The organism is Bradyrhizobium cosmicum, assembly GCF_032290525.1.
Classification (GTDB): domain Bacteria; phylum Pseudomonadota; class Alphaproteobacteria; order Rhizobiales; family Xanthobacteraceae; genus Bradyrhizobium; species Bradyrhizobium cosmicum_A.
Window position 1 is genome coordinate 16,662 of sequence record NZ_JASXTA010000001.1, and the last position, 25,433, is coordinate 42,094.

Sequence of the window (25,433 nt, forward strand, 5' to 3'; positions counted from 1 at the left end):
GGCCGGATTATCACATCTCCTGTGGCCGGAGCCAGCGCCCGCGGCAGCAAGCGTTGCCGCCGAAACCGACCTGTCTCACGTGCCCGGCCGCGACACCTCGGTTTCCTTGCTGGTGATGAACTCCAGCAGCACAGGGGTGCCCTCTTTGGTCTTCTGGATGCCGCGCTTGATCGCGGGGATGATATCCTCCGGCTTGGTCACCCGTTCGCCATAGCCGCCGAAGGCGCGCGCCATCGCGGCATAGTCGCCGGAGATGTCGGTCGAACGATATTTCTCGGTCGAGATCGGCATCACCTTCAGCTCGATCGCCATCGAGAAATTGTTGAGCAGGATCGACATGATCGGGATGCGCTCGCGCACCGCGGTCTCGAAATCCATGCCGGTGAAGCCGATCGCCGCATCGCCCCAGACATTGATGCAGAGCTTGTCGGGCTTCGCGAGCTTGGCGCCCATCGCAAGCCCGAGGCCATAGCCGAGCTGCGTCGTCTTGCCCCAGCCGAGATAGGTGAGCGGCTCGACCGATTTCCAGAACGGCGAGAGCTGGTCGCGTGGGCTGCCGGCGTCATGCGTGATGATGGTGTTGTTGATGTCGACGGTGTGCTGCAAGTCCCACAGCACGCGGTAGGGATTGAGCGGCGCGTCGTTGCTGGTGAGCTTCGGCATCCATTTCGCCAGCCACTCCTTGTGCGAGGCAGCGATCTCGGCCGCGACCGCGGCGGCGTCGCGATCCCTGGGAATTGTCTTGCCGACCTCCTCCAGCAGCGCATCGAGCACGAGGCCGGCATCGCCGACGAGGCCGATTCTCGCTTCCACGTCCTTGTTGAGATGATTGGGGTCGAGCGTCGAATGGATGATGGTCTTGCCCTTCGGCATCGCGACGCCGAAACTGGTCTCGGTAAAGGAACAGCCGATGCCGAAGATGACGTCAGCCTCAGCGAGGAATTTCGGCACCGCGCGCGGCACGGCGAGGCCGCCGGAGCCGAGCGAGAGCGGATGTGTTTCCGGAAACGACGATTTGCCGCCGAGGCTGGTGGTGACGGGAATCGCGAGCCGCTCGGCCAGCCGCTTCAGCTGTGGCCAGGCCTGCGCGTAATGCACGCCCTGGCCGGCATAGATCACCGGCCGCTTCGCGTTGACGAGCAGGGCGGCGGCCTCCTTGACATGAACAGGGTCGGCGCCGTAGCGGGTGCGCAGCACCGGCGTGTAGGTCAGCGGCTCCGGCACCTCCTCGTTCCACATGTCCGCGGGGATCTCGACGATGACAGGCCCGCCGCGGCCGTTCTTCAGCTTCGTGAAGGCGCGGCGAAAGATGTTGCAGACTTCCGCCGCCAGAATGATCGGCTCGGACGATTTCGAGAATGGCTTCATCACCTCGCTGGAATTGAAGTTCGGCTCGATATGCGCAAGCCTGCGCTGATAGCCCATCGGCAGCACCAGCACGGGCACGGATTCGCCAAAACATTGCGCGACGCCGCCCATCGCGTTCTCCGCGCCGGGGCCATGCTGCATGCAGAACGCACCGATCGTGCGCCCCGACGTCACGCGCGAGATCGCATCCGCCATGTGGATGCCGACGCGCTCCTGCCGCACCATGACGGGACGGATCTCGGCCTTCGCCGCGTGCTCGATCAGATGGTTGACGGGATAGCCGCAGAGGATTTCGATCCCCTCGCGCTTCATGATTTCCGCAATGGCGGTGCCGAGCTTCATGGCGTCTCTCTCCCTGGGCGGGCCGGTTGGTCCGGCTGGTTGGGGAGAAGAGGATCAGGAAATGGGGGAAGGGTAAAGCGCGGCGCGACGCGCGCGTGGTAGGTCAGCCATGCAGCGCGGGCGTGCAGCCGGTCAAGCGGGTCCGTTGCATCGCCGCTTCCATGCTGTGGCCCAGACGGGTCGCAGCGCGGTCCGGCATCGCGGGGCTCAGGGCTGAAATCCATTTTTCTGTTATTCGATCATGACCGATCGGGAGTCCGATTGGTAGCGCTCCTGGGTTGCGGCATCATGCGACGATCGCAAAAACTTTAGGCTTCAGACGCGCGCGAAGGCGTGTTCTAAGATGGGAACGTGCATCCCACGCGTCGATTGCGTGATTGAAAGGCTCCGGTCCGGTCGGCGTCTTCGGAAGCGCGCCGATGATGTTTTTCTACCGGATATTGTCGTGATTGATTGCAGCTAATTCGACCATTTGGAGCCAGGTCATGATGAGCAAGTTCTTTGTTGCGGGCGCGGTTGCGCTCGCATTCACGCCGGCAGCGATCGGTCAGCAATACGGCAATGCGGTCGAGGCTCGCGCAATGCTGGAACGGGTTGTCGCCGGCATCAAGTCAGATCCCGGCGAGACGATCTCCCAGATCAACAAGGGCGACCCGAAGTTCAGCGACAGGGATCTGTACCCCACATGTGCCGGCCCGGACGGCGAGATGGTTGCAAACCCGAATCCGGCGCGCCTCGGCATCGTTCAAAAGGATAGCAAGGACGCCTCAGGCAAGCCCTACGGCGAGGAATTGGCCAGGGCCCAGGAAGGGGTTGTGTCCGAAGTCAGCTATCTGTCGCCGCGCCCGGGTGCGGACAAAACGCCCGTCCAGAAAATCGCTTTCGTCACAAAAATATCGGGCTACATCTGCCTGGTTGGGTACGCGCCTTGATTGCATTCAAACAGAACGCCCATCGCCGTAGCCGCAGGTCAGCGCTCGCTGGCGGCTGACAAATTCCTATTTGCAGTTCCGGCATATCGTCAGCTTGCGTTTCAATGCATCGTCTTCCTGGTCGATCGATGATTGCCCGGCGAGGCCGCTCGTATCCGGACGGGAGTTGGGGCCCTTTGCCGCGCGGGACCGCGCAGGCGGCGGCACCCGACCAGCAGCGTCATCGTCGTCGACGGCGCTGAAGCCATCGTAGTCGGCGGCCGGGTTCGGCAAGGGCGGAGGCCCGCCGATCACGGGTGGCGAAGCCTCTTTGCCGGACGCCGACGGCGGAATTCTGGAATTCCTGGCACTCCCGCGTGGCGGCGATGCATCGGGCGGCGCAAGTGAGACCGGCGGCGCGGCCGAACTCTGTCCTCTCGCGCTGTCATGCGACCAGGCGCCGACAAACAAAAGGCTGAGAACCAGAAGCGCCGCGCGTCTCATCCGCATCCTTCAAATGAATTCGTTTCGATGATGTTCAGCATAGCTCTTCGCGCCAGGCTGCGTTGAAGAATATCAGCGTTCAAATGGCCGTCAAAGTTGACGAAAATGGGGGCAGGCCGAGCGGTTCACGGGCCGCGGTGATCGGGTTCGCTGCTATCGCATCCTGCGGATTGATTCAGGCCGACATACGCGCAGCCGTAAGCCGGGGACGGGCGAGAATCAACAGCGTTGCCACGAGAGCCAGGTTCAAAACACCCGCCGCCGAGCCAATGGCGAAAGCGCCCATATAGTTTCCCGTGAGATCGTATGTGGCAGCGCCTTGGTATCCGCCAAAGGCGTGACCTAGCCAGGCAAACGCGAGGATTGTTCCCATCAGCGCTCCTCGCCGCGCTGCCGGTGTGAAGGCGCGCGCGGATACCAGCACGCTCGTCATGACGCCGGCGTAGGCGAACCCGTAGACAATTGCGAAGATCAAGAAGCCGCTAAGAGACGCGAACTGGGTAAAAGCCAGGACTCCGGCTGTCTGGAGCGTCGAAGCGACCGCCCACGACGAAAGCGGGCCGACCAAGTCGCAAAGCTTTCCATAGGCGATGCGGCCGGCAATCGCGGCGAGCAGCATGGCGAACATCACGCCGCCCGCCTCGGTCGCGGGTATGCAATAGCCCTGGATCATCGGCATCAGGTGCATGAGAGGCACAGCCATACAAGCGCAGCAAAAGAACACGGCTGCGCTGAAGATCGGAACGGCTAACGAGGGACGGATGGGCGGCGCCTGCTCTGCGCGCCCGCCCGAGGGTGGCGCGGGCGCATCGCGCATGAAGGTGGCCAAGGGCAAGAGCACCACGAGGATCACGGTCCCCAGCACCATCATCGCGCCGCGCCAACCAAAGCGCTCGATGAGATAGGCGGACAGCAAGGGCACGCCACCTTGTCCTACGGCTTGCCCCGCAGCGGCGATGCCGATGGCGAGGCCTGCCGAGGCGGGCAACCAGTTTCCGACCGCCGCAAAAACGGGCGCAAACAGCGCGCCTCCGCTGAGCGCACCGGCGATGAAAAAGATCGCGTAGAGCTGCCAGAGCGAATGCGCGTGGGCTGTCAAGAGAAGGCAAACACCCATGACGCTCACGGCGATCAGGCAGACGGTTCTGATGCCGAGACGATCTGCAACGAAGCCCATGGCAACGCTTCCCGTGGCAAGGCCAAGAAGTCCAAAGCTGTTGATCGCGGCAATGGCGGATCGGCACCAGCCTTCGGTGGCCTCGATCGGGACAAAAAAGGCCGTGAGGCCGTTCACCAGCGTCCCCATGACGAGCGCGAGCATGAGAGCTGCGGCCCCTGTGGTGAACCAAGCGCGATATCCGCTCATCCCGACTGCCTTCTGCGTCAACGAACCCGATTGGGCGTCATCATGTCACGCATGCGAAAGAAGGCTTTGTGAACATCTTGATTTGTTCCTGAGGCTGTCCTGAGAATTGCTTGAGGCGAAGGCAAATCTGCCGCCGTCGCCGCCGCCCGGATTGCGCTGCACCCTATCCGCGGGCCACGATCCCTCGTGTTGCCCGACGGGCAAAACACGCCAGCGCTGGGTCCAGCACCGCGCGCAAAATATTCGTATTTACAGAAGTTACGTTTTGCCGAACAAGGCGGCCGCGGGAGGCGGGCAGGGATGCGGTGGCCGCGACGGCGCCGGCGCGTGGAGTGGTTGCAGGGCGCAATCCCGCGCGAGAACGGGAAGGCGTGTCCGCTGTTTGAAGTGTGAATGGAAGACGAGCGCCGTTGCCGCACATCCGTCGCTGCGAGAAGCGAAACAACGAAGCAATCCAGAGTCCCTCTGCGGAGGGATTCTGGATTGCTTCCGCCTTCGCTAAAGCTTCGGCGGACAAGTCGCTGCGCTCGCAATGACGGGTGGAGAGCACGGCCCATAGCGCAGCTTGAAGCTGCGCCGATGTCAGCGCGTGCCCATACGTCGCCTCAAGCCGGAACGGACCTTTACTTCAACGACGAGCTGATCGAGTTGAACTTGTTGTTGAGGAGCTGGCTGCCCGTGTTGTTCACGACGGTCACGATGGCCAGCGCGATGCCGGCGGCGATCAGACCGTATTCGATGGCGGTGGCGCCAGTCTCATCGGCAAGGAAGGACCTAAGCAAACTCATTGCCAACTCCTGTTCGTCCGATCCAATGTATGGCCGCGTGGTTTTCGGACTCGTAAATCGATCGAATAGATTTGTCTGCGCGACAGAAATAATGAAGCCAGGGCGGTCGCGTCTTCGTCACATACGACGGCATCCATTAAATTAAGGTTCCCTCGATCCATCCAAATGGATTCAAATCGACAGCCCCTCGCAAGGGTGCACGGCAGGCGCGGCGTTCGTCAGGACGTGATGGTCGATCCCGGCGCGTCGCAAAGGCGGTGCTTCAGAACGGCTGCGAGGCGGCTGACCGAGTCCTGCTGCACGGGGCACGTGAACCCTGGTGATCGGAGCCCGAACCATGCTGTACGCCGTGGGCACCGACGGTTAATTTTGTCTTCCGCAGGAATACCCAATGCGGCTGGTCGCGAGCGCGCCGCTTAACTGTTTGTTGAGCCTGTTCGCCACGGGCAGCAAGGATGCCGGCCATGGGCGTTTCATCCGTGTCGGCCGTCCGTGTTCAGTGCCCGCAACATCGCGATGCGGGCAAACAGCACCCAGCCGCCGCCGGCCTCGGCTGCGTTGATCAAGGTCTCGATCGCGGTCTGCCAGTGCGCTTCGTGCTGCGCGTCCTCGGGCAGCCCCATGATGTAGTCCGCCGCTTCCTGCAGCGTCAGCAGCTGGCGCTTGCGACCTATGCGAACGGGATCGTCGAATGCCGTCGACCAGGGCATGTCAGGCCGGCCGACCGGCGAGGGGAGACATCACGGCGCGATGGCAGCTTTGATGCGTCTATCCAGCCTTTTTCGTCCGCGCCGGTGCCCGCACCGGCTTGTCGGCAGTCTTTTTCGAAGCTTCCTTGGGCGCTGTCTTCGCAGTAGCGTCCTTGCCGCCCTTGCCCGATATCGGCAGCAGCATCTCGCGCTGACCCTCGACGCGCTTCTTCGTCTTCTTGCCCTTGGCGGTCTCCTTGACGTTTTCCTTGGCGACCTTCGCCGCGGGTGCGTCCTTCTCGTTCGCGATGCTCTTCTTCAACGCGTCCATCAGGTTGATGACGTTGCCGCCCGTCTTCGGCGTTGCCCTGGCCGCGATCGGCGCGCCGCTGCGCTTCTTGTTGATGAGATCGATCAGGGCGGTTTCGTAATGGTCCTCGAACAATTCGGGCTCGAACGCGCCGGACTTCTTCTCGACGATGTGCTTGGCGAGGTCGAGCATGTCGCTGGTGAGCTTCACGTCCTGGATGTCGTCGAAATATTCCTGCTCGCTCCGCACTTCGTAAGGGTAGCGCAGCAGCGTGCCCATCAGGCCGCTCTCCAGCGGCTCCAGCGCGATGATGTGCTCGCGGTTGGTCAGCACCACGCGGCCGATCGCGACCTTGTCCATGCTGCGGATGGTCTCGCGGATCACCGCGTAGGCGTCGTGGCCGACCTTGCCGTCAGGGACGAGGTAATAGGGGCGGATCAGATAGCGGTTGTCGATGTCGGCCTTGGGCACGAACTCGTCGATCTCGATCGTGTGGGTGGAGTCGAGCGCGATGTCGTCGAGCTCGTCCTTGGTGACTTCGATGTAAGTGTCGGTGTCGACCTTGTAGCCCTTGACGATATCGTCGGAGGTGACCTCGTCACCGGTCTCGGCGTCGACCTTGAGGTACTTGATCCGGTGGCCGGTCTTGCGGTTGATCTGGTTGAACGAGACCTTCTCGGTATCCGAAGTGGCCGGATACAGCGCGACCGGGCAGGTCACGAGCGACAGACGCAGAAAACCCTTCCAATTGGCGCGGGGGGCCATGGGCTACTCCAAACGCAACGGGGACAGACTGACGAAGATACCATCAGGGAACAGCGAATCATAGCAAGGCGGGGTGCGGAATCTTGCAACTGCGTTAACCGGCTGCCGGGCGCGTGGTTGCGGGCCAGGCCAATGGCGAAACGTCGGAACATCGTATCCGATCACGCGTTGCCACCGGACATCACGCCGCGAGGATGTCGCGGCCATCCAATCGCGACAGCCAGAGATTGAGGTTACCATGGCAACCACGCGAGAGCAGAACCGGATCGTGGAAACTCCGACCGAAGCGCGCCAGGGCGAACCCGGGCCCTCGGTGGCGGCGCTGCTCGCCATCTCGACCGGGCTTGCGATCCTGATCCTCGCCGTCGTCTGGTTCGTGTTCTTCCGGACCTGACGGCTCGACCCAGCGCGGTTTGGTCCTTCCGACTCGCCGCGTAACGTTGCACATTGCGCCCGCCACGCCGCCGGCTCGTCCGGCGGCGTGGCGGGCGCAGTCGCTTCCGCCGCGAACAGATCGTATATGACCAAAAAGTAACCTGTCCGGTTCCCCGCGTTCATATTCAGTTCACGCCGGAATTGCTCATCTCTGGCGGTCGATCCTGCAGTCTATTTCTGGAGAGAAGCGTGCGCCTGCTCGTCGTTGAGGACGACCCCGATCTCAATCGTCAGCTCACCAAGGCGCTGACCGACGCCGGTTACGTCGTCGACCGCGCCTTCGACGGAGAGGAGGGGCACTATCTTGGCGACAACGAGCCGTACGATGCCGTCGTGCTCGACATCGGCCTGCCGAAGAAGGACGGCATTTCGGTGCTGGAGGCCTGGCGCCGCAACGGCCGCACCATGCCGGTCCTGATCCTCACCGCGCGCGACCGCTGGAGCGACAAGGTCCAGGGGTTTGATGCCGGCGCCGACGATTACGTCGCCAAGCCGTTCCATCTGGAGGAGGTGCTGGCACGCATCCGCGCCCTGCTGCGCCGCTCCACCGGCCATGCCCAGAGCGAGCTGAGCTGCGGCCCCGTCACGCTCGACACCAGGACCGGCCGGGTCAGCGTGTCAGGCAATCCCGTCAAGATGACCTCGCACGAATATCGGCTTCTGGCGTACCTGATGCACCATTCCGGGCGGGTGGTGTCCCGCACCGAACTGGTCGAGCATCTCTACGACCAGGATTTTGACCGGGACTCCAACACCATTGAAGTCTTCGTCGGCCGAATCCGCAAGAAGCTCGACGTCGACATCATCCAGACAGTTCGTGGCCTCGGCTATCTCCTGACCCCGCCGTCTGCCCCGGGCGCCTGAGGCTTTCGGACTTGACGGGTGGTGCAGCAAGGGGCCTTGGTCGGGCATGACCTCCGACGCCCTGCCATCCTGCGCCTGCCGGGACTCCGCCGATGGCCGCTAGCTCACTTGCGAACCGCCTGTTCCTGTCGGCGACCGCCTGGCTCGTGGTGATCCTGGCCATCACCGGCGTCGTGCTGTCGTCGGTCTACAAGAACGCCACCGAGCGCGCCTTCGACCGCCGGCTCAATCTCTATCTGCGCACCCTCATCGCGGAGGTCGCGACCCCCGACGAGCCGCCGGACCGCCAGTTCCAGTCGCTCGGCGAGCCCTTGTTCGAACTGCCGCTGTCCGGCTGGTACTGGCAGATCACGCGCACCGACACCGAGAAGCCGGAGGTGCGCTCCTCGCGCTCGCTCTGGGACAAGAAGCTGCCGAAGCTCGAGGAGCAGGGCGCCGACCTCACCGCCGCCGGCATTCGCCTCGCCTATGTCGACGGGCCCGAGGGACAGAACCTGCGCATGGTCGAGCGTCCTGTCGATCTCGGTGCGGACGGCAAATATCTGGTCAGCGTCGCCGGCGACGACACCGAGATTTTCGACGAGACGCGCAGCTTCGATTACTATCTCGGCGGCACCTTTACCGCGCTCGGAATCGTGCTGCTGCTGACCACGGTGTTCCAGGTCCGCTTCGGTCTCGCACCGCTCAAGCGCATCTCGGAATCGATTGCCGACATCCGCTCCGGGCGGGCAGAGCGGCTGGAAGGCGAATTCCCGGTCGAGATCGCGCCACTGGCGCGCGAGACCAACGCGCTGATCGAGGCCAATCGCGAGATCGTCGAACGCGCGCGGACCCATGTCGGTAATCTCGCCCATGCGATCAAGACGCCGCTCTCGGTGATCGTGAACGAGGCCGGTGCCCATGTCGCCGACCCCTTCGCGGCCAAGGTGATGGAGCAGGCGGACGTGATGCGCGACCAGGTCGCCCATCATCTGGAGCGCGCGCGCATCGCGGCGCGCGTCTCGGTCGTTGCCACCGTGACCGAGGTCGCGCCGGTCATCGAGGCGCTGCGGCGGACCATGGAGAAGATCCATCGCGACCGCGGCATTCTGGTCGAGGCCAAGGCCGATCCTTCGGCGAAATTCCGCGGCGAGCGGCAGGATCTGGAGGAGATGGTCGGCAATCTCGTCGACAATGCCTGCAAATGGGCGGCCTCCAGGGTCTTCGTCGAGGTTTTGGTGGAAGCGCCGCTCGGGGCGGGCGCCGGGCCGCGCCTGCGGATCATCGTCGACGACGACGGCCGCGGCCTGTCGGAGGCCGAGCGGACCCAGGTCTCGCGCCGCGGCCAGCGGCTCGACGAGTCCAAGCCCGGCTCGGGGCTGGGGCTGTCGATCGTAACCGACCTTGCCGCCCTCTACGGCGGCAGCCTGTCGCTGGGCGGCGCGCCGACCGGCGGCCTGCGCGCCGAGCTCGTCCTCCCCGGGATATAATCCATTGTTCCGACGCGACTATTTCGGCTGCGCGACACCGATGCGGATGAAACCGGAGGTGTTTCGGAAGCGACTTCCTAAACGGCTTCTTAAGTGGACCCACCTATGATCACGTCGGACGCATCCCAGGTCCGCCATTTTACCCTGCATTGCCCAGGCGCATGAGCCAGACATCGATCGAGCGGCTGAGGGAATATCTCGCGCAGCTCCCGCCGCAGTCGCAGGCACTGCTGATGCGGGAGTTCGAGCGCGCGCTCGAGCGCGGCCAGGACACGGCTGTGGCGACCCTCGTGCTCGAGCAGCTGCGCAAGATCGTGCGCAAAACGGAAGCCGACGAAGCCCCGCCGCCGCGGACGGGCGATCTGTCGCGGTTGCTGTTCCAGGTGCTGGAACCCTTTCTGGTCGAGGCGGGCGCCCCGGTCCGGGTCGGCCAGATCCGCCGCTCCTCGCTGCATCCGATCTGGCAGTGGCTCGGCCGCGACGGTGCCCCGGACGAGGTGAACGAATTCGAGGCGGCGCTGGCGCGCATGCCGGTGGCCGACAGTGCCGGCCAGGTCGAGGCCCTCGCGCAAAAACTCCAGGCGGTTGCCGCGGATGCCATCTTCGCGCTGACGGGACCCGGCGGCGGCGACAAGTCGCGCGCGCTCGCCCGGGTCGGTCCGCCCAGCGTGATCGAGGACCTCTATTCGGTCGGCGCGGTGCTTCAGGTCCGCGACGCCATCGCTACGCTGAACGAGAAGCTGCCGCGCTTCCTGCGAGCCTTCGGCGATTCCCAGATCGCCTCGGTGATGTCGGCGCTCAACATTCCCGTCCTCCAGACGCCGCAGATGCTGCCCTTCGCGCTGTCGGTCGTCGTGCAGCGGATGACGGCGCCGTGGCAGATCATCCGCCTCGCCATCAAGATTGCCGCGTCCGACGATGAAATCCGCGTGGCGGCAACGCCCTATGGTATCGCCGTCACGATCGCGCTGCACGATTTGTCCTGCGTGGCCGCGATCCTGCGCATGGACATCAAGCGCGGCCATTTCGACAACGTCGCCGGCAATCTCAAGGCGCTGCACGACGGTGTGCGCGGCCTGCGTACCGAGCTCGACCTGCGTAACGATTCCGCCTGGGGCAAGCAGCTGACCTCGATCCGGGCCGACATCTCCAATGCGCTCCAATCGGAGATCGACAGCGTTCCCGGCCGCGTCCGCCGCATCCTGCGCCAGCGCGCCGAGAAGGACATTCCGCCGGGCGCGCGGGTCGACAGCACAGAGGTCGAGGAAACCGTGGCGCTGATCGATTTCGTCGCGACTTGCCGCAACTATGCGAGCGAGCTTGCGATTAACGAAGTGACGCTCCGCACCTATTCCGACCTCCAGCAATATGTCGAACGGTCGACCGAGCAGTTGGTGCAGTCGCTGCGCGCCGCCGATCACAAGGTCCGCACCTATCGGCAGCAGCAGGTGCAGGCCGCGATCCGGTTCTGCCAGGTGCTGTTCGGCGACGATTACGCCTCGCTGATGAGCCGTGCTGCGGAGAACGCGGCAACAGGCGAGCGCAAATCGTCGCGCGCGAGCTGATGCAGGCGTATACTTTCGTTATTGCCATTTTAGGTTGACGGTGTGCGCGGCCGGCCTTACGGTCCCCGTGCAAGCTTTCGGAAGTTCGGCCTGTGGGCGCATGAAATCCATTATCAGCTCCATCGAAATTGAGAACCGCGTCATTGTTGCCAAATATCGAAGGCTGATGGTCGGCGCGAAGGTGGTGCTGGTCGCCAAGTCCAGCGGTCGGCAGCTGCCTGAAACGGTCACCATGGTTGCATCCCGTGTTCCCGTGGGGGCGTTGCGCATCAGATTGCCAGACGCGATCGAGCCGGGAACATATTTCCTGAGGGCCTTCAACGGGCACGGCGAGGACGCTGCTCAAAGCGCGGACTTCGAGATCGGCTAAGTCGTTGGATTGTCACCGTTTCGGACCGCGTGCGGTCGCGCCGAATTGACAATTGCCAATTGCCGCATCGTCCGGCCGTGGTGTAAAGCCACCTATGGCCGCAGTTCGCGCGCCGCCGGAAGCTTGCCAGATGACGCTGTGGTTCGTGTTCGCGCTGATGACGGTCGCGGCGATTTTCGCCGTGCTTCTGCCGCTCGGCCGCAGCGGACGCACGCAAAATCAGGGCAGCCAAAATCAGGGTAGCGACGTCGCGGTCTACAAGGACCAATTGGCCGAGGTCGAACGTGATCTCGCCGCGGGATTGATCGCCGCACCCGAAGCCGAGGCCGCGCGCATCGAGATCAGCCGCAGACTACTCGCCGCGGCCGCTAGCGAGCCCGCAATGGCGCCGAAATCGAGCCTCCAATGGCGCCGCGCGGCGGCCGTGCTGGGGCTGGTCGGTCTGCCGCTCGTGGCGATCGGCGTCTACATGCCGCTCGGCTCACCCAGGCTTGAGGATTTTCCTCTGGCGCAGCGGGCGCGCGGGTCCGGGTCGGGCATGCAGTCGCTCGAAAACCTCGTGGTGCAGGTCGAGCAACATCTGGAAAAGAATCCGACCGACGGGCGGGGCTGGAACGTGCTTGCGCCGGTCCTGGAGCGGCTCGGCCGCTTTGACGACGCGGTGCGCGCCCATCGCAACGCGCTGACCTACAATGGCGAGACTGCGCAGCGCAGGTCCAATCTCGGCGAGGCGATCGCGGCTGCCGCCAACGGCGTTGTGACCGCGGAGGCGAAGGGCGAATTCGAGCGCGCACGCGCGCTCGACGCCGACGATCCCAAGGCGAACTATTTCCTCGGTCTCGCCGCCGAGCAGGACGGCCGCAAGGACGAGGCCGCCAACATCTGGCGCGCGCTGTTGGCGAAAGCGCCTGCGGACGCGCCGTGGCGTCCCCTGGTACAGTCTTCGCTGGCGCGAGTCGGCGGCGGCACGATGCCGGCGCTCTCGGACGAGACGATCGCCGCTTCCAAGGACATGAACGAGGGGGATCGCAACGCGATGGTCCGCGGCATGGTCGAGCGGCTCGCCACGCGCCTCAAGCAGAACGGCGACGACGTCGAGGGCTGGCTGCGCCTGGTGCGCGCCTATCTCGTGATGGGCGATCGCGACAAGGCGATGGTCGCATCGACAGATGCCCGCCAGGCGGTCGCCAACGATGCCGAGCGGCTGCGCCTGCTCAACGAAGGCCTCAAGACGCTTGGGCTCGACGGATGACGATTTCTACGCGAGACGCGCAAACAACGGATACGCCATGACGCGCAAGCAGCGACGTATGACCATCATCGGCGGCTCGCTCGCCGTGCTCGCGCTCGCGGCCGCGCTGGTGCTCAATGCGCTCCGCGACTCCATCGTGTTCTTCTCGACTCCGACCATGGTTGCCGAGAAGCACGTTGCGCCCGGCAAGCGGTTTCGCCTCGGCGGCCTGGTGCAGCCCGGCTCGCTCCAGCGCGGCGACAATCTCGCGGTGACCTTCGAGGTCGCCGACGGCAACGCCAAGCTGCCCGTCGCCTTCAAGGGCATTCTGCCCGACCTGTTCCGTGAAGGGCAGGGCGTCGTCGCCGAGGGTGCGCTCGACGCCAACGGCGTGTTCAAGGCCGACACCGTGCTCGCCAAGCACGACGAGACCTATATGCCCAAGGACGTCGCCGATGCCCTGAAGAAACAGGGGCATTGGAAAGACGACTACGAGGCCAAAGCGCCTGGCGGCGGCAAGCCTGCGGCGACGACCGCGCAGGGCAATCAACAGGGAGCAGTGCGGTGATCGCCGAATCCGGACATTACGCACTGGTGCTGGCGCTCGCCCTGGCGCTGATCCAGTCGATCGTGCCGCTGATCGGCGCGCGCTTGCGCGATGACGCGCTGATGAATGTGGCGCGCTCGACCGCGCTGGCGCAGCTCCTGTTCGTCGGCGCGTCGTTCATCGCGCTCGTGATGCTTCATGTGGACTCGGATTTCTCCGTCGCCAACGTCTACGAGAATTCCCACTCGATGAAGCCGCTGCTCTACAAGATCACCGGCGTGTGGGGAAACCATGAAGGCTCGATGCTGCTCTGGGTGTCGATCCTGGCGCTGTTCGGCGGGCTCGTCGCGGCCTTCGGCAACAATCTGCCGCTGTCGCTGCGCGCGCACGTGCTGGCGGTGCAGGCCTGGATCGCCAGCGCCTTCTATCTCTTCATCCTGATGACCTCGAATCCGTTCCTGCGCATCGCCAATCCGCCGATCGAGGGACGCGATCTCAATCCGGTGCTGCAGGACATCGGTCTCGCCGTGCACCCGCCAATGCTCTATCTCGGCTATGTCGGATTCTCGATCTCGTTCTCGTTCGCGATCGCGGCGCTGATGGAGGGCCGGATCGACGCAGCCTGGGCCCGCTGGGTGCGGCCGTGGACGCTGGTCGCCTGGATCTTCCTCACGCTCGGCATCGCGATGGGGTCCTACTGGGCCTATTACGAGCTCGGCTGGGGCGGCTGGTGGTTCTGGGACCCGGTCGAGAACGCCTCGCTGATGCCGTGGCTCGCCGGCACGGCGCTGCTGCACTCGGCGCTGGTGATGGAGAAGCGCAATGCGTTGAAGGTCTGGACCATCCTGCTATCGATCCTGACCTTCTCGCTGTCGCTGCTCGGCACCTTCCTGGTGCGCTCGGGCGTCATCACCTCGGTGCACGCCTTTGCCACCGATCCGACCCGCGGTGTCTTCATTCTGCTGATCCTCTGCCTGTTCATCGGCGGCAGCCTGTCGCTGTTCGCAGGTCGCGCGACCTCGCTGAAGCAGGGCGGCCTGTTCGCGCCGATCTCGCGCGAAGGCGCGCTGGTGCTGAACAACCTGCTGCTCACCGTGGCCTGCGCCGTCGTGCTGTTCGGCACGCTCTATCCGCTGGCGATGGAAATGCTGGCCGACTTCAAGATGTCGGTCGGTGCACCCTTCTACAATCTCACCTTCGTGCCGCTGTTCACGCTGCTGTTGCTCGCGGTGCCGTTCGGGCCGTTGCTGGCGTGGAAGCGCGGCGATCTGCTCGGCGTCACGCAGCGCCTGCTCGCGGCCGGCGTTGCAGGGCTCGTTGTCGTGGCCATCATCTGGGGTTGGGCAAGCGGCGGCAGCACGCTCGCGCCGCTCGCGATCGGGCTTGGCGTCTTCGTCATCGCGGGCGCCGCGACGGATCTGGCCGAACGAACCGGCTTGTTTCGCCTGCCGTTCGTGACGGTGCTGCACCGGGCCCGCGGTCTGCCGCGCTCGGCCTGGGGCTCGGTGTTCGCGCATGCCGGGCTCGGCGTCGCGCTGATCGGAATCGTCTGCGAGACCACCTGGAACAGCGAATACATCGCGACCATGAAGCAGAACGACGTCGCTCATGTTGCCGGCTATGATCTGAAGCTCGACGGCCTGTTCCAGCGTCAGGGTCCGAACTTCCGCGAGATGATCGCCGAGTTCAATGTCAGTCGCGATGGCGAGACCATCAGCGTCATGACGCCGTCGAAGCGCAGTTTCACGACGCGCGGGTCTTCGACGACCGAGGCTGCGCTGCTGACGCGCGGCGCGAGCCAGCTCTACGTCTCGCTCGGCGACGCCACCACGGAGGGCGCCATTGCAGTCCGCATCTATCACAAGCCGCTGGTGCTCATGATCTGGTGGGGACCGGTGCTGATGGCGTTCGGCGGCATGCTGTCGCTGTCCGACCGGCGCTTGCGGGTCGGCGCACCAAAGCCGGCGCGGGCCAAGCAGCGCCTCCAGCCGGCGGAATGACCCGATGCGGCGAATGATGGCCACGATCGTCGCGCTGATGCTGCTGGCCTTGCCGGCGGCGCACGCCGTGCAGCCAGACGAGATCATGTCTGATCCGGTGAAGGAGGCGCGCGCGCGCGACCTGTCGCGCGAGCTGCGCTGCATGGTCTGCCAGAACCAGTCGATCGACGATTCCGACGCGCCGCTGGCGCGCGATTTGCGGCTGCTGGTGCGCGAACGCATCGCGGCTGGCGACAGCAATTCGCAGGTGCTCGATTTCCTGGTGGCTCGCTATGGCGAGTTCGTGCTGCTGAGGCCACGTTTCGAGCGGCAGACCATGCTGCTGTGGCTGCTCGCCCCGTTGCTGCTGGTTGGTGGCGGCCTGGCGCTGTGGCTGCAAATCCGCCGGCGCGCGCGACGCGGTGCAGACGTACCGGCTCCGCCGCTCACGCCCGAGGAAGAGGCGCGGCTCGCCGCATTGATGTCGGACGAAGCCAAGTCGCGCTAACGGCAACGGAGCGCAGTTGTGGGAACCCTATTAAGTTCCTGTCAAATCACGACTTTCGGCCTGCGATGAACCGCCGCATCCGTGCGCCCCTTCATTACAAAAGTTTAACCCCGCCGCCAGCGCGCTGTAAGGCGGGAGACCCCATCTTCAGGTCCGTAAGGTGCTGCAAACCGGCACCAAAAGAATTCAACGCCCTGGAGATTCCTGCATGACCGACCGTATCGACCTCACCAATCTTCCGTCCTACCGGCAGCCCCGCCGGGTGTTCTCCGCGCGCAGGATCGCGTTGATGGCCTCGGTCGTCGCCGGCCTCGGGATTGCGATCCACGGCTTCAGTCCCTCGACCTCGCCGAGCGAGCTGTTCTCCAGCCCGGCGCATGCGCAGGTCAACAACGAGGTCCGGAAGGTCGAGCGTCCGGTCGGCTTCGCCGATGTCGTCGAGCGCGTGAAACCGTCGGTGATCTCGGTGAAGGTCAACATGAAGGAAAAGACCGCGAGCAACGATGATGGCGATGATTCCTCCTCGCCGTTCCAGCCGGGTTCGCCGATGGAGCGCTTCTTCCGCCGCTTTGGCGGTCCGGATGGTGTTCCGGGCCTGAAGGGCGGTCGCGGCCGCGTCGTGCAGGGCCAGGGCTCCGGTTTCTTCATCTCGGCTGACGGCTACGCCGTGACCAACAACCACGTGGTTGACGGCGCCGACAAGGTCGAGGTCACGACCGATGACGGCAAGACCTACACCGCCAAGGTGATCGGCACCGACCAGCGCACCGACCTTGCCCTCATCAAGGTCGAGGGCAGCTCGAACTTCCCGTTCGCCAAGCTCGCCGACAGCAAGCCGCGGATCGGCGACTGGGTGCTCGCGGTCGGCAATCCCTTCGGTCTCGGCGGCACCGTGACCGCGGGCATCGTCTCGGCCAGCGGCCGCGACATCGGCAACGGTCCGTATGACGATTTCATCCAGATCGACGCGCCCGTGAACAAGGGCAATTCCGGCGGTCCCGCTTTCGACACCAACGGTGAAGTGATGGGTGTGAACACGGCGATTTACTCGCCCTCCGGCGGCAGCGTCGGCATCGCGTTCTCGATTCCCGCGAGCACGGTGAAGAGCGTGGTGGCCCAGCTCAGGGACAAGGGCTCGGTCAGCCGCGGCTGGATCGGCGTGCAGATTCAGCCGGTGACATCCGACATCGCCGACAGCCTCGGCATGAAGAAGGCCGAAGGCGCGCTGGTGGCGGAGCCGCAGGCGAACGGTCCGGCGGCCAAGGCCGGCATCGAGTCCGGCGATGTGATCACCTCGGTCAACGGCGAACCCGTCAAGGATGCCCGCGAGCTCGCCCGCACCATCGGCGGCTTGGCGCCCGGCGCGACCGTGAAGCTGAACGTGCTGCACAAGGGCCAGGACAAGGTCGTGAACCTCACCCTGGGCCAGCTCCCGAACACGGTGGAAGCCAAGGCCGACACCGACAAGGACAGCGGCAAGGGTGCGACCCGCGGCACCGACGTGCCCAAGCTCGGCATGACCGTCGCGCCTGCTGATTCCGTCGCCGGCGCCGGCAAGGAAGGCGTCGTGGTCACCGAAGTCGATCCGAAGAGCGCTGCGGCCGAACGCGGCTTCAAGGAAGGCGACGTGATCCTCGAGGTCGGCGGCAAGAGCGTGAGCACCGCCGGCGAAGTCCGCGACGCCATCAACACGGCGCGGACCGACAACAAGAACAGCGTCCTGATGCGCGTGAAGAGCGGCGGCCAATCGCGCTTCGTCGCGATCCCCCTCGCCAAGGGTTAACGCGCCAGGAGCTTACGAGATGAGGGGTGTCGCCGGCATCAGTCGCCCCCGCCGCCGACGCCCTTCTGGGAAGCAGCGCAACGTTTGCTTCCCCAGTCTACCTTCCGGTGGAATTACGCCCCCCTCCGTCGGAAGGCCTAGGGCGGTGAAGTCCCCCCAGCTTCACCGCCCGCCTTTTCTCGAGCCAGCTCTCTTTGGCTTGCATGCGAATGCCGCTCGCGCCATGTTCATAGAAGGTTGCCCCCCTTGACCGCCGCCGAACGCACGATGCGCCTCCTCATCATCGAAGACGACCGCGAATCCGCCGACTATCTCGTGAAGGCGTTTCGCGAGGTCGGACACATTGCCGATCACGCCGCCGACGGCGAGGAAGGTCTCGCCATGGCCGAGAACGGCGAGTACGACGTGCTGGTGGTCGATCGCATGCTGCCCAAGCGCGACGGCCTGTCGCTGATTGGCGCGCTACGCGACAAGGGTAACACGGCGCCGGTGCTGATCCTCTCCGCGCTCGGCCAGGTCGACGACCGCATCAAGGGCCTGCGCGCCGGCGGCGACGACTATCTGCCAAAGCCCTATTCCTTCGCCGAGCTGCTGGCCCGGGTCGAGGTGCTCTCGCGCCGCCGCGGGGGACCTGCCGAGGATACGCTCTACCGGGTCGGCGATCTCGAGCTCGACCGGCTTTCGCATCGCGTCGCCCGCGGCAAGGACGAGCTGACGCTGCAGCCGCGCGAATTTCGCCTGCTCGAATACCTCATGAAGCATGCCGGCCAGGTGGTGACGCGGACCATGCTCCTGGAGAACGTCTGGGACTATCATTTCGATCCGCAGACCAACGTGATCGACGTGCACATCTCGCGGCTGCGCTCCAAGATTGACAAGGGTTTTGAGCGCCCGCTGCTGCACACCATCCGCGGCGCCGGGTACATGATCCGTGACGGCATTCGGTAAACAGGGGCTCCGACTTAGATGGCCCGCTTACTGGACCTTCGGGAGTTAAAACGGACCGTCGAGCGTGAGATCGACGACTACGTGTATCAAGTCCCAGAAGGCTCGGTTGGCAATCCGTGGCCTCCTGAAAAGGTTGAGCGCGAGCTTCGCGTGTTTAAAGAGGCTCTTGTTGAACCCTATTGGGTCGATGTCGTAGACGGCGATAAACAAAGAAAATCCTGCGTGGTGATCGCGGATGACAAAAGGAGTTACCTGTTAGTTTTTGAGCCTGAAACTCAGAAATTCATGCTTGTCGTGCCGAGTGCGCTCAGCAGCGACTTAATTAGTTTTGGCGTCGATGGCGATGCGGTCGGTTGCTTTCTCTCGCGATAGACAAGGTGTGATCCGTGACGGCATTCGGTAAACTCGTCCGTACCACGGCGTTCCGGCTGACGCTGGTCTATCTGCTGTTGTTCGCGATGTTCGCGGCCTCGCTGCTTGGCTATTTCGCCTGGAATACGCGGCGGCTGATCACCGAAGAGATCACGCAGACCGTGAATGCCGAGACCTCGGAGATCAACGAGATCTACGGACGCCGCGGCCTTGTCGGTCTCGTGCGCGCTATCGAGTATCGGGCGCTGCGGCCCGGCGCCAACCTTTATCTCGTGACCACGCCGACGGGGCAGGCGATTGCCGGCAATGTCGGCTCGCTGGCGCCTGGTGTGATGGCGACGCGCGGCTGGTCGGAAACCGCATACCGGCGCATCGAGGACGCGGACGACCGCGACCATCGCGCGCTGGTGCGCGTCACTGAATTGGAAAACGGCTTTCGGCTTCTGATCGGCCGCGATCTCGCCGAGCGGCGGCGGCTGTTCGGGATCGTCGCCAAGGCGGCGCAATGGTCGATCCTGATCGTCGTGGTGCTCGGTCTGGGCGGCGGCATCTTCGTCGCGCGCAGGGTGCTCCGGCGTATCGACGCCATGACCGGCACGGCGCAGCGCATCATGACAGGCGATCTCAGCGGGCGGCTGCCGGTAGGGCGCAGCGGCGACGAGCTCGACCGCCTCGCCGAAAATCTCAACGCCATGCTGGAGCGTATCGAGGCGCTGATGGCGGGGCTGAAGGAGGTTTCCGACAACATCGCCCACGACCTCAAGACGCCGCTGACGCGCCTGCGCAACCGCGCCGAGGAAGCGCTGGCGAAGTCGGGCTGCGAAGCCGATTATCGCGCCGCGCTGGAAAGGACCATCGAGGAATCCGACGGCCTCATCCGCACCTTCAACGCGCTGCTGATGATCGCGCGCGCCGAATCCGGGCAGGCGCGCGGCAATATGGACGATTTCGACGCCGCCGAGGTCGCGGCCGGAATCCACGAGCTCTACGAGCCGCTGGCCGAAGACGACGGCATGACCCTGAAGGTCAAATGCGAGCCGGCGCCGGTTCACGCCAACCGCGAACTGGTCAGCCAGGCGCTCGCCAATCTCGTCGAGAACGCGATCAAATACGGCAAGCCGGTCGCGCAGACCGGCGGAACCGTGGTCAGCATGGACTCCAGGCAGGTCACGATCGAGGCAAGGCGCGACGGCGATCGGGTGCTGCTCAGCGTGACCGATCGCGGCCCCGGCATCCCCGAAGCCGACCGCAAGCACGTCGTTGAGCGATTCGTGCGGCTTGAAGCCAGCCGCACGTTGCCGGGCTCCGGCCTCGGCCTCAGCCTCGCTTCCGCAGTTGCCACCTTGCATGGCGGAGAATTGCGGCTGGGTGATGCCCAGCCCGGTCTTGTCGCCACGCTGGTGCTGCCGGCGCGCGCAGGCGACAGGGTTGCTCCTCCAATGCAGGATGTGCCACAGAAGGTGGCATGAACCAATCCGCGCCGGGAAACGCGGACAAGAATGGTGAGAGGCTCGCCGCGCGCTTCGCGGAGGCTCCCCATATTGCCGCTTCCGCAACCGACGAACCTCGCTTTGAAAATTGGCTGGCCGAGCTCGAGCCGGCACAATCGGCCCGTCTCGAAGCGCTGCTGGTCCATCCGTTCGTGCGGGATATTCTGGCCGGCATCGCGGAATTCTCGCCCTATCTGTTCGATCTGGTGCGTGCCGATGCACTGCGCCTGATCCGATTGCTCGAATGCGATCCGGACGCGCATCTCACCGCACTGATCGCGGAGGCGAGGGACGCGGTGCTGGCCGCGCCAGACGAGGCAGAGGTGATGCGGCTGCTTCGCCGCATGAAGGCGGAGGCGGCGCTGCTGACCGCGCTGTGCGACATCGGCGGCGTCTGGCCGGTCATGCGGGTGACGGCGGCGCTGACCGATGTTGCGGTGTCCTCGGTGCAGGCGGCGCTTCAGTACCAACTGCGGCAGGAGGCCGCACGTGGAAAAATCCAGCCGCCCAATCCCGAGGCGCCGGAAGAGGGCTGCGGTCTGATCGTGCTCGCGATGGGCAAGATGGGCGCGGGTGAGCTGAATTACTCGAGCGACATCGACCTTATCGTGTTCTTCGATCCCGATGCGACGACGCTCGCGCCTGACATCGAGCCGCAGCCGTTCTTCGTCCGGGTGACGCAAGCAATGGCGCGCATCCTCCAGCAGCGCACCTATGACGGCTACGTCTTCCGCGTCGATCTGCGCCTGCGCCCCGACCCGTCCTCGACGCAGGTGGCGATCTCGCGGGACGCCGCGCTGCATTACTACGAGCGGGAAGGGCGCACCTGGGAACGCGCCGCGATGATCAAGGCGCGCGCCTGCGCCGGCGACGCCCGGGCGGGCGATGCGCTGCTCGCCGAGATCGCGCCGTTCGTCTGGCGCAAGCATCTCGACTTCGCCGCGCTCGCCGACGTTCACGACATGAAGCGGCAGATGCAGACCTATCGTGGCCAGAGCGAAGTCGCGGTCGAGGGCCACAACGTCAAGGTCGGCCGCGGCGGCATCCGCGAGATCGAGTTCTTCGCGCAAACCCAGCAGCTGATCGCCGGCGGCCGCCATCCCCAATTGCGGGTGCGGCCGACGCTTGCCGCGCTCAATGTGCTTGCTTCGAGCAACTGGATCACCTTCGCGGCGCGCGACGAGCTGACCACGGCCTATGAATTCCTGCGCCGGGTCGAGCATCGCCTCCAGATGATCGCCGACGAGCAGACCCACACGTTGCCCGAGGACAAGGAGGCGGTCGAGCGCTTTGCGCGCTTCTTCGGCTATCCGGATCGCGAAGCCTTTGCGTGGGACCTGCTGCGGCAGCTCGAAATCGTCCAGGGGCACTACGAAAAGCTGTTCGAGGGCGACGATCCGACCGGCACGGCAAGGCTGCCGGGGCTCGATTACAGCGCAGGCCCTGACGATCCGCGTCTGTTGCAACACCTGACGACGCTTGGCTTCAAGAAGCCCGCCGCGGTCGCGCAGACCGTGCGCGACTGGATCACCGGCGACTACCGTGTATTCCGTCTCGAGGCGACGCGAGCCGCCTTCGTCGATTTCGTGCCGGCCCTGATTGACGGTCTCGCGCATGCCGAGGAACCGGATCGCGCCGTCGTGGCATTCGACCATTTCCTTGGGGCTCTCCAGCGCGGCGGCCGGCTGATCACGCTGCTCGGCCAGAACCGCGATCTCGTCGCGCTCGTGGCTCTGGTGCTGGGCGCCGCCCCGCGGCTCGGCGAGATGCTGGCGCGGAAGCCGCAGCTCATGGACGGCCTGATCGACCCGCGCTTCTTCGGCGCAATGCCGGACCAGCAGGAATTGTCGGCGCGATTGGCCGCGACCGTGCGCGACGCGGATTCCTACGAGGAATTCCTCGACCGCCTCCGCCTGTTCGGGCAGGAGAGCCTGTTCCTGATCGGCACGCGCATCCTGTCCGGCACGGTCTCGGCGCAGCAGGCGAGCACGGCGTTTGCCGACGTCGCCGAAGGCACCGTCCACACCGTTCATGATCTGGTCGCCGAACGCTTCGCCGCCCAGCACGGCCGGATCAAGGATCAGGAGACCGCGATCATCGCAATGGGCCGGCTCGGCAGCCGCGAGATGACGGCCTCGTCCGATCTCGACCTGATCCTGCTGTACGATTTCGACAGCGATAATCCGGACTCGGACGGGCCGAAATCGCTCCAAGGGGCACACTATTTCGCGCGGCTGACCCAGCGCCTGATCAGCGCCTTCACGACGCGCACCAATTACGGCGTGCTCTACGAGATCGACATGCGTTTGCGTCCCTCGGGGCGCGCTGGCCCCGTGGCATCGAGCCTCGTCTCATTCGCGGACTATCAGGCCAACGAGGCCTGGACCTGGGAGCACATGGCACTGTCGCGTGCGCGCGTGGTGTCGGCATCGCCCGAATTCCGGGAACGGATCGAGCGCGTCATCCGAGACGTCCTGACCCGCCGCCGCGATCCGGCGATCATCGCCAACGACGTCGCCGACATGCGGCGCGCGATCGCCCAGGAGAAGGGCGAGAGCGATTGCTGGGATCTCAAACATGCCGCCGGCGGCATGATCGACATCGACTTCATCGCGCAATATCTCCAGCTCGTCCACGCCCACCACAAGCCTGACATCCTCGACGTCAGCACCATGCAGGTGCTGGAAAATGCATGCAGGCTCGGCGTGCTCGCCCCATCGGAAACCGAGATATTGCGGACCGCAGCGCGGCTCTATCACGACCTGACCCAGATCCTGCGGCTCTGCGTCAACGACCGCTTCAAGCCGGAAAGCGCAGGCACCGATCTGTTGCGCGTGATGGCACGCGCCGGCGATGCGCCGGACTTCTCCTCGCTGGAGGCGCGCGTGAAGGAGACGCAGGGCGAGGTGCGGCGCGTGTTCAGGGCGCTGCTGGAAGCAACCAGGCCTTAACCTGCATCAGCGCGCGAGGAACTCCAGCGCTTTGCTCACGAAGGCTTCGTGATACTGGAAAATGCCACCGTGGCCGGCGTCCCCGTAGAGCACGAGTTCGGCATTGGGCAGGCGGCGCGCCAAATCGGTCGAGTTGCTGCTGGGCACCATCTTGTCGCAGTCACCGTTTGCGACCAGAACGGGGTTCCGGATCGCACCGAGATCCTGTTGCGCCTGCGTACCCCAGGCCTTGATCGCCTTGAGTTGCCTCAGGAACGCAGCGATCGTGATCGGTCTATCGCGGTCCGCCTTGCGTTCCTTCAGTCGCTCCAGGAAGGCTTTCGCGGCGCGGCGGCCATTCGCGGTCGAGGTGAAGAAGAGGTAGAATTTGGGATCGCGGAACGTCAGCATGCCCTTGATGATGAGCGGCCAGGACACAGCCCCGACTTTCGAGATGCCTTCGCCCCCTGCCGGGCCGGTACCCGTCAGGATGAGCTTGCGAACCAGGTCGGGCTGTCTCAGCACGATCTCCTGAGCCACAAAGCCGCCGAGCGAGAAGCCGAGAAGATCGACTTGGCTGAAGCCGAGCGCACGGATGAAGGCGATCGCGTCCTCGGCCATATCTGCCACCGTGAGCGGCGCCTTGCCGCCAGATGCGCCGACGCCCCGGTAGTTGACGGCGATCACGGGCCGGGCCGTGGCGAGGCCGTCGACGATGCGTGGATCGAAATTATCCAATACCGCGCCCCAGTGATTGAGCAGGACCACCGGGACACCGGCCGCGGGTCCGAGCTGCCGGTAGACGAACCTTGTCCCTGCAACATCGACAGTCCTGGTCGGCGTGTCGATCCACTTGGTTATCTTGGCGGATTGCAGCATGGTCATACTCCTCGCCTATCGGATCTTGACGACGACCTTGCCTCTGGAGCGTCCGGTCTCGATGTAAGCCAACGCGTCGTTGGTGGCTTCGAACGGGAAGGTCCGGTCCATGACCGGGCGAATGATCCCGGCTTCGATCAGCGATGCGATCTGGCCCAGTTGATCGCCGTTCGCGCGCATGAACAAGAACGAATAGCTGACCCGATGGCGCGTGGCCTTCCTTCGGGCGCCGAAGCTCAGAAGGCGCACAACCTGACGCAGCAGCCAGTTCAGTCCTTGTTCTCTCGCGAAAACGGGGTCCGGCGGGCCGGAGATGGAAATCAGTTTGCCGCCGGGCTTCAACACGCCCAGTGATTTTTGCAGCGTGTCGCCGCCCAGGCTGTTCAACACCACGTCGTAGCCGGACAGGACCTTCTCGAAATCCTGCTTCTTGTAGTCGATGACGACGTCGGCACCGAGGCTCCTGACCAGTTCGAGGTTCGCCGTGCTCGTCGTCGTCGCGACGGTCGCGCCGAGATGCTTGGCCAGCTGGATGGCGAGGGTGCCTACGCCGCCCGAGCCAGCATGGATCAGGACCTTCTGCCCCTTCTTCAATTCGGCTCGCTCGACCAGCGCCTGCCAGGCGGTCAGACCGACCAGGGGGATGGAAGCCGCTTCCTCCATGCTGAGGTTTCTGGGTTTCAGAGCCGCATCGATTTCATTGACGGCGATGTACTCCGCGAACGTCCCGACCCGGCCATCGCGCGGCCGGGCATAGACCTCGTCACCCGGCTTGAAGCGCCGGACTTTCGATCCGACCCGAACCACCGTTCCGGCCAAATCGTGTCCCAGGACGAAAGGCGGCCGATAGGGCAGGATGAGCTTGAACTCCCCATCCCGGATCTTGGCATCCAGAACGTTGAGCCCGGCCGCGTGGATCTCGATCAGAACGTCGTCGTCCCGCAACGTCGGCTCCGGCATGTCGCCGAAGCGCAGCGCACCGTGCTTCTTGTATTTGTCGAGGATGAAGGCCCTCATGAT

General features: G+C 64.6%; 21 protein-coding genes and 1 pseudogene. 15 read left to right on the top strand and 7 right to left on the bottom strand.

Going from position 1 to position 25,433, the window contains the following annotated elements; genetic code table 11:
* Window positions 1-75: 75 nt before the first annotated feature.
* Window positions 76-1,719, bottom strand: a pseudogene (locus QSV46_RS00075) (thiamine pyrophosphate-requiring protein); the annotation flags it as partial.
* 476 nt (window positions 1,720-2,195) lie between these two features.
* On the opposite strand from QSV46_RS00075, the gene QSV46_RS00080 reads away from it, so the two are divergent.
* The gene (locus QSV46_RS00080) at window positions 2,196-2,642 is read left to right on the top strand and encodes a cache domain-containing protein (protein WP_314944652.1); all 447 of its coding nucleotides are present in this window, start codon (window positions 2,196-2,198) and stop codon (window positions 2,640-2,642) included.
* 658 nt (window positions 2,643-3,300) lie between these two features.
* Here QSV46_RS00080 and QSV46_RS00085 read toward each other — a convergent pair.
* From QSV46_RS00085 to QSV46_RS00100, 4 genes are all read right to left on the bottom strand, one after another.
* Window positions 3,301-4,446, bottom strand: a complete 1,146-nt coding sequence (locus tag QSV46_RS00085) for an MFS transporter (protein ID WP_314944654.1) — start codon at window positions 4,444-4,446, stop codon at window positions 3,301-3,303.
* 668 nt (window positions 4,447-5,114) lie between these two features.
* Window positions 5,115-5,279, bottom strand: coding sequence for a Flp family type IVb pilin (locus QSV46_RS00090; protein ID WP_091890949.1), 165 nt, complete (start codon window positions 5,277-5,279; stop codon window positions 5,115-5,117).
* Window positions 5,280-5,752: 473 nt separating this feature from the next.
* Complete coding sequence (locus QSV46_RS00095) at window positions 5,753-5,989, bottom strand: hypothetical protein (RefSeq protein WP_314944664.1); 237 nt, start codon at window positions 5,987-5,989, stop codon at window positions 5,753-5,755.
* Window positions 5,990-6,047: 58 nt separating this feature from the next.
* On the bottom strand, window positions 6,048-7,043 hold the full coding sequence (locus QSV46_RS00100; protein ID WP_314944666.1) for a Ku protein: 996 nt from the start codon (window positions 7,041-7,043) through the stop codon (window positions 6,048-6,050).
* 238 nt (window positions 7,044-7,281) lie between these two features.
* On the opposite strand from QSV46_RS00100, the gene QSV46_RS00105 reads away from it, so the two are divergent.
* The 14 genes from QSV46_RS00105 to QSV46_RS00170 all read left to right on the top strand — a co-directional run bounded on the left by QSV46_RS00105 (window position 7,282) and on the right by QSV46_RS00170 (window position 23,555).
* Complete coding sequence (locus QSV46_RS00105) at window positions 7,282-7,437, top strand: hypothetical protein (protein WP_162832009.1); 156 nt, start codon at window positions 7,282-7,284, stop codon at window positions 7,435-7,437.
* Between the two features lie 230 nt (window positions 7,438-7,667).
* Window positions 7,668-8,342, top strand: coding sequence for a response regulator transcription factor (locus QSV46_RS00110; RefSeq protein ID WP_314944677.1), 675 nt, complete (start codon window positions 7,668-7,670; stop codon window positions 8,340-8,342).
* Window positions 8,343-8,434: 92 nt separating this feature from the next.
* Window positions 8,435-9,811 carry a sensor histidine kinase gene (locus QSV46_RS00115; protein ID WP_314944681.1) on the top strand — a complete coding sequence of 459 codons (1,377 nt, stop codon included), beginning with the start codon at window positions 8,435-8,437 and terminating at the stop codon, window positions 9,809-9,811.
* A gap of 161 nt (window positions 9,812-9,972) precedes the next feature.
* The gene (locus tag QSV46_RS00120) at window positions 9,973-11,376 is read left to right on the top strand and encodes a hypothetical protein (protein WP_314944685.1); all 1,404 of its coding nucleotides are present in this window, start codon (window positions 9,973-9,975) and stop codon (window positions 11,374-11,376) included.
* 100 nt (window positions 11,377-11,476) lie between these two features.
* Entirely contained in the window at window positions 11,477-11,746 is a 270-nt protein-coding gene (locus QSV46_RS00125; protein WP_314944688.1) for a hypothetical protein, read from the top strand.
* Between the two features lie 130 nt (window positions 11,747-11,876).
* Window positions 11,877-12,998 (top strand): c-type cytochrome biogenesis protein CcmI, encoded by a 1,122-nt coding sequence (gene ccmI, locus QSV46_RS00130; RefSeq protein WP_314944690.1) that lies wholly within the window; start codon window positions 11,877-11,879, stop codon window positions 12,996-12,998.
* Between the two features lie 37 nt (window positions 12,999-13,035).
* Window positions 13,036-13,545 carry a cytochrome c maturation protein CcmE gene (ccmE, locus tag QSV46_RS00135; protein ID WP_314944692.1) on the top strand — a complete coding sequence of 170 codons (510 nt, stop codon included), beginning with the start codon at window positions 13,036-13,038 and terminating at the stop codon, window positions 13,543-13,545.
* On the top strand, window positions 13,542-15,524 hold the full coding sequence (locus QSV46_RS00140; protein WP_314944694.1) for a heme lyase CcmF/NrfE family subunit: 1,983 nt from the start codon (window positions 13,542-13,544) through the stop codon (window positions 15,522-15,524). The genes ccmE and QSV46_RS00140 overlap by 4 nt, the downstream gene beginning before the upstream one ends.
* Before the next feature lie 4 nt (window positions 15,525-15,528).
* Window positions 15,529-16,011 carry a cytochrome c-type biogenesis protein gene (locus QSV46_RS00145; protein WP_314944697.1) on the top strand — a complete coding sequence of 161 codons (483 nt, stop codon included), beginning with the start codon at window positions 15,529-15,531 and terminating at the stop codon, window positions 16,009-16,011.
* Between the two features lie 208 nt (window positions 16,012-16,219).
* A complete protein-coding gene (locus QSV46_RS00150) occupies window positions 16,220-17,794 on the top strand; it encodes a Do family serine endopeptidase (RefSeq protein ID WP_314944701.1) in 1,575 nt (524 codons plus the stop codon).
* A 267-nt stretch (window positions 17,795-18,061) separates the two neighbouring features.
* Window positions 18,062-18,742: a response regulator transcription factor gene (locus tag QSV46_RS00155; protein WP_314944704.1), complete on the top strand. Its 681-nt coding sequence runs from the start codon at window positions 18,062-18,064 to the stop codon at window positions 18,740-18,742.
* Window positions 18,743-18,760: 18 nt separating this feature from the next.
* Window positions 18,761-19,114, top strand: a complete 354-nt coding sequence (locus QSV46_RS00160) for a hypothetical protein (protein ID WP_314944706.1) — start codon at window positions 18,761-18,763, stop codon at window positions 19,112-19,114.
* Between the two features lie 14 nt (window positions 19,115-19,128).
* Entirely contained in the window at window positions 19,129-20,583 is a 1,455-nt protein-coding gene (locus QSV46_RS00165; RefSeq protein WP_314944707.1) for an ATP-binding protein, read from the top strand.
* Window positions 20,580-23,555 carry a bifunctional [glutamine synthetase] adenylyltransferase/[glutamine synthetase]-adenylyl-L-tyrosine phosphorylase gene (locus tag QSV46_RS00170; RefSeq protein WP_314944709.1) on the top strand — a complete coding sequence of 992 codons (2,976 nt, stop codon included), beginning with the start codon at window positions 20,580-20,582 and terminating at the stop codon, window positions 23,553-23,555. The genes QSV46_RS00165 and QSV46_RS00170 overlap by 4 nt, the downstream gene beginning before the upstream one ends.
* 6 nt (window positions 23,556-23,561) lie before the next feature.
* On the opposite strand, the gene QSV46_RS00175 is transcribed toward QSV46_RS00170, so the two are convergent.
* Together QSV46_RS00175 and QSV46_RS00180 are read right to left on the bottom strand one after the other, a co-directional pair.
* A complete protein-coding gene (locus tag QSV46_RS00175; protein WP_314944711.1) occupies window positions 23,562-24,413 on the bottom strand; it encodes an alpha/beta hydrolase in 852 nt (283 codons plus the stop codon).
* A gap of 15 nt (window positions 24,414-24,428) precedes the next feature.
* Window positions 24,429-25,430: an NADP-dependent oxidoreductase gene (locus tag QSV46_RS00180; RefSeq protein ID WP_314944713.1), complete on the bottom strand. Its 1,002-nt coding sequence runs from the start codon at window positions 25,428-25,430 to the stop codon at window positions 24,429-24,431.
* Window positions 25,431-25,433: the final 3 nt, after the last annotated feature.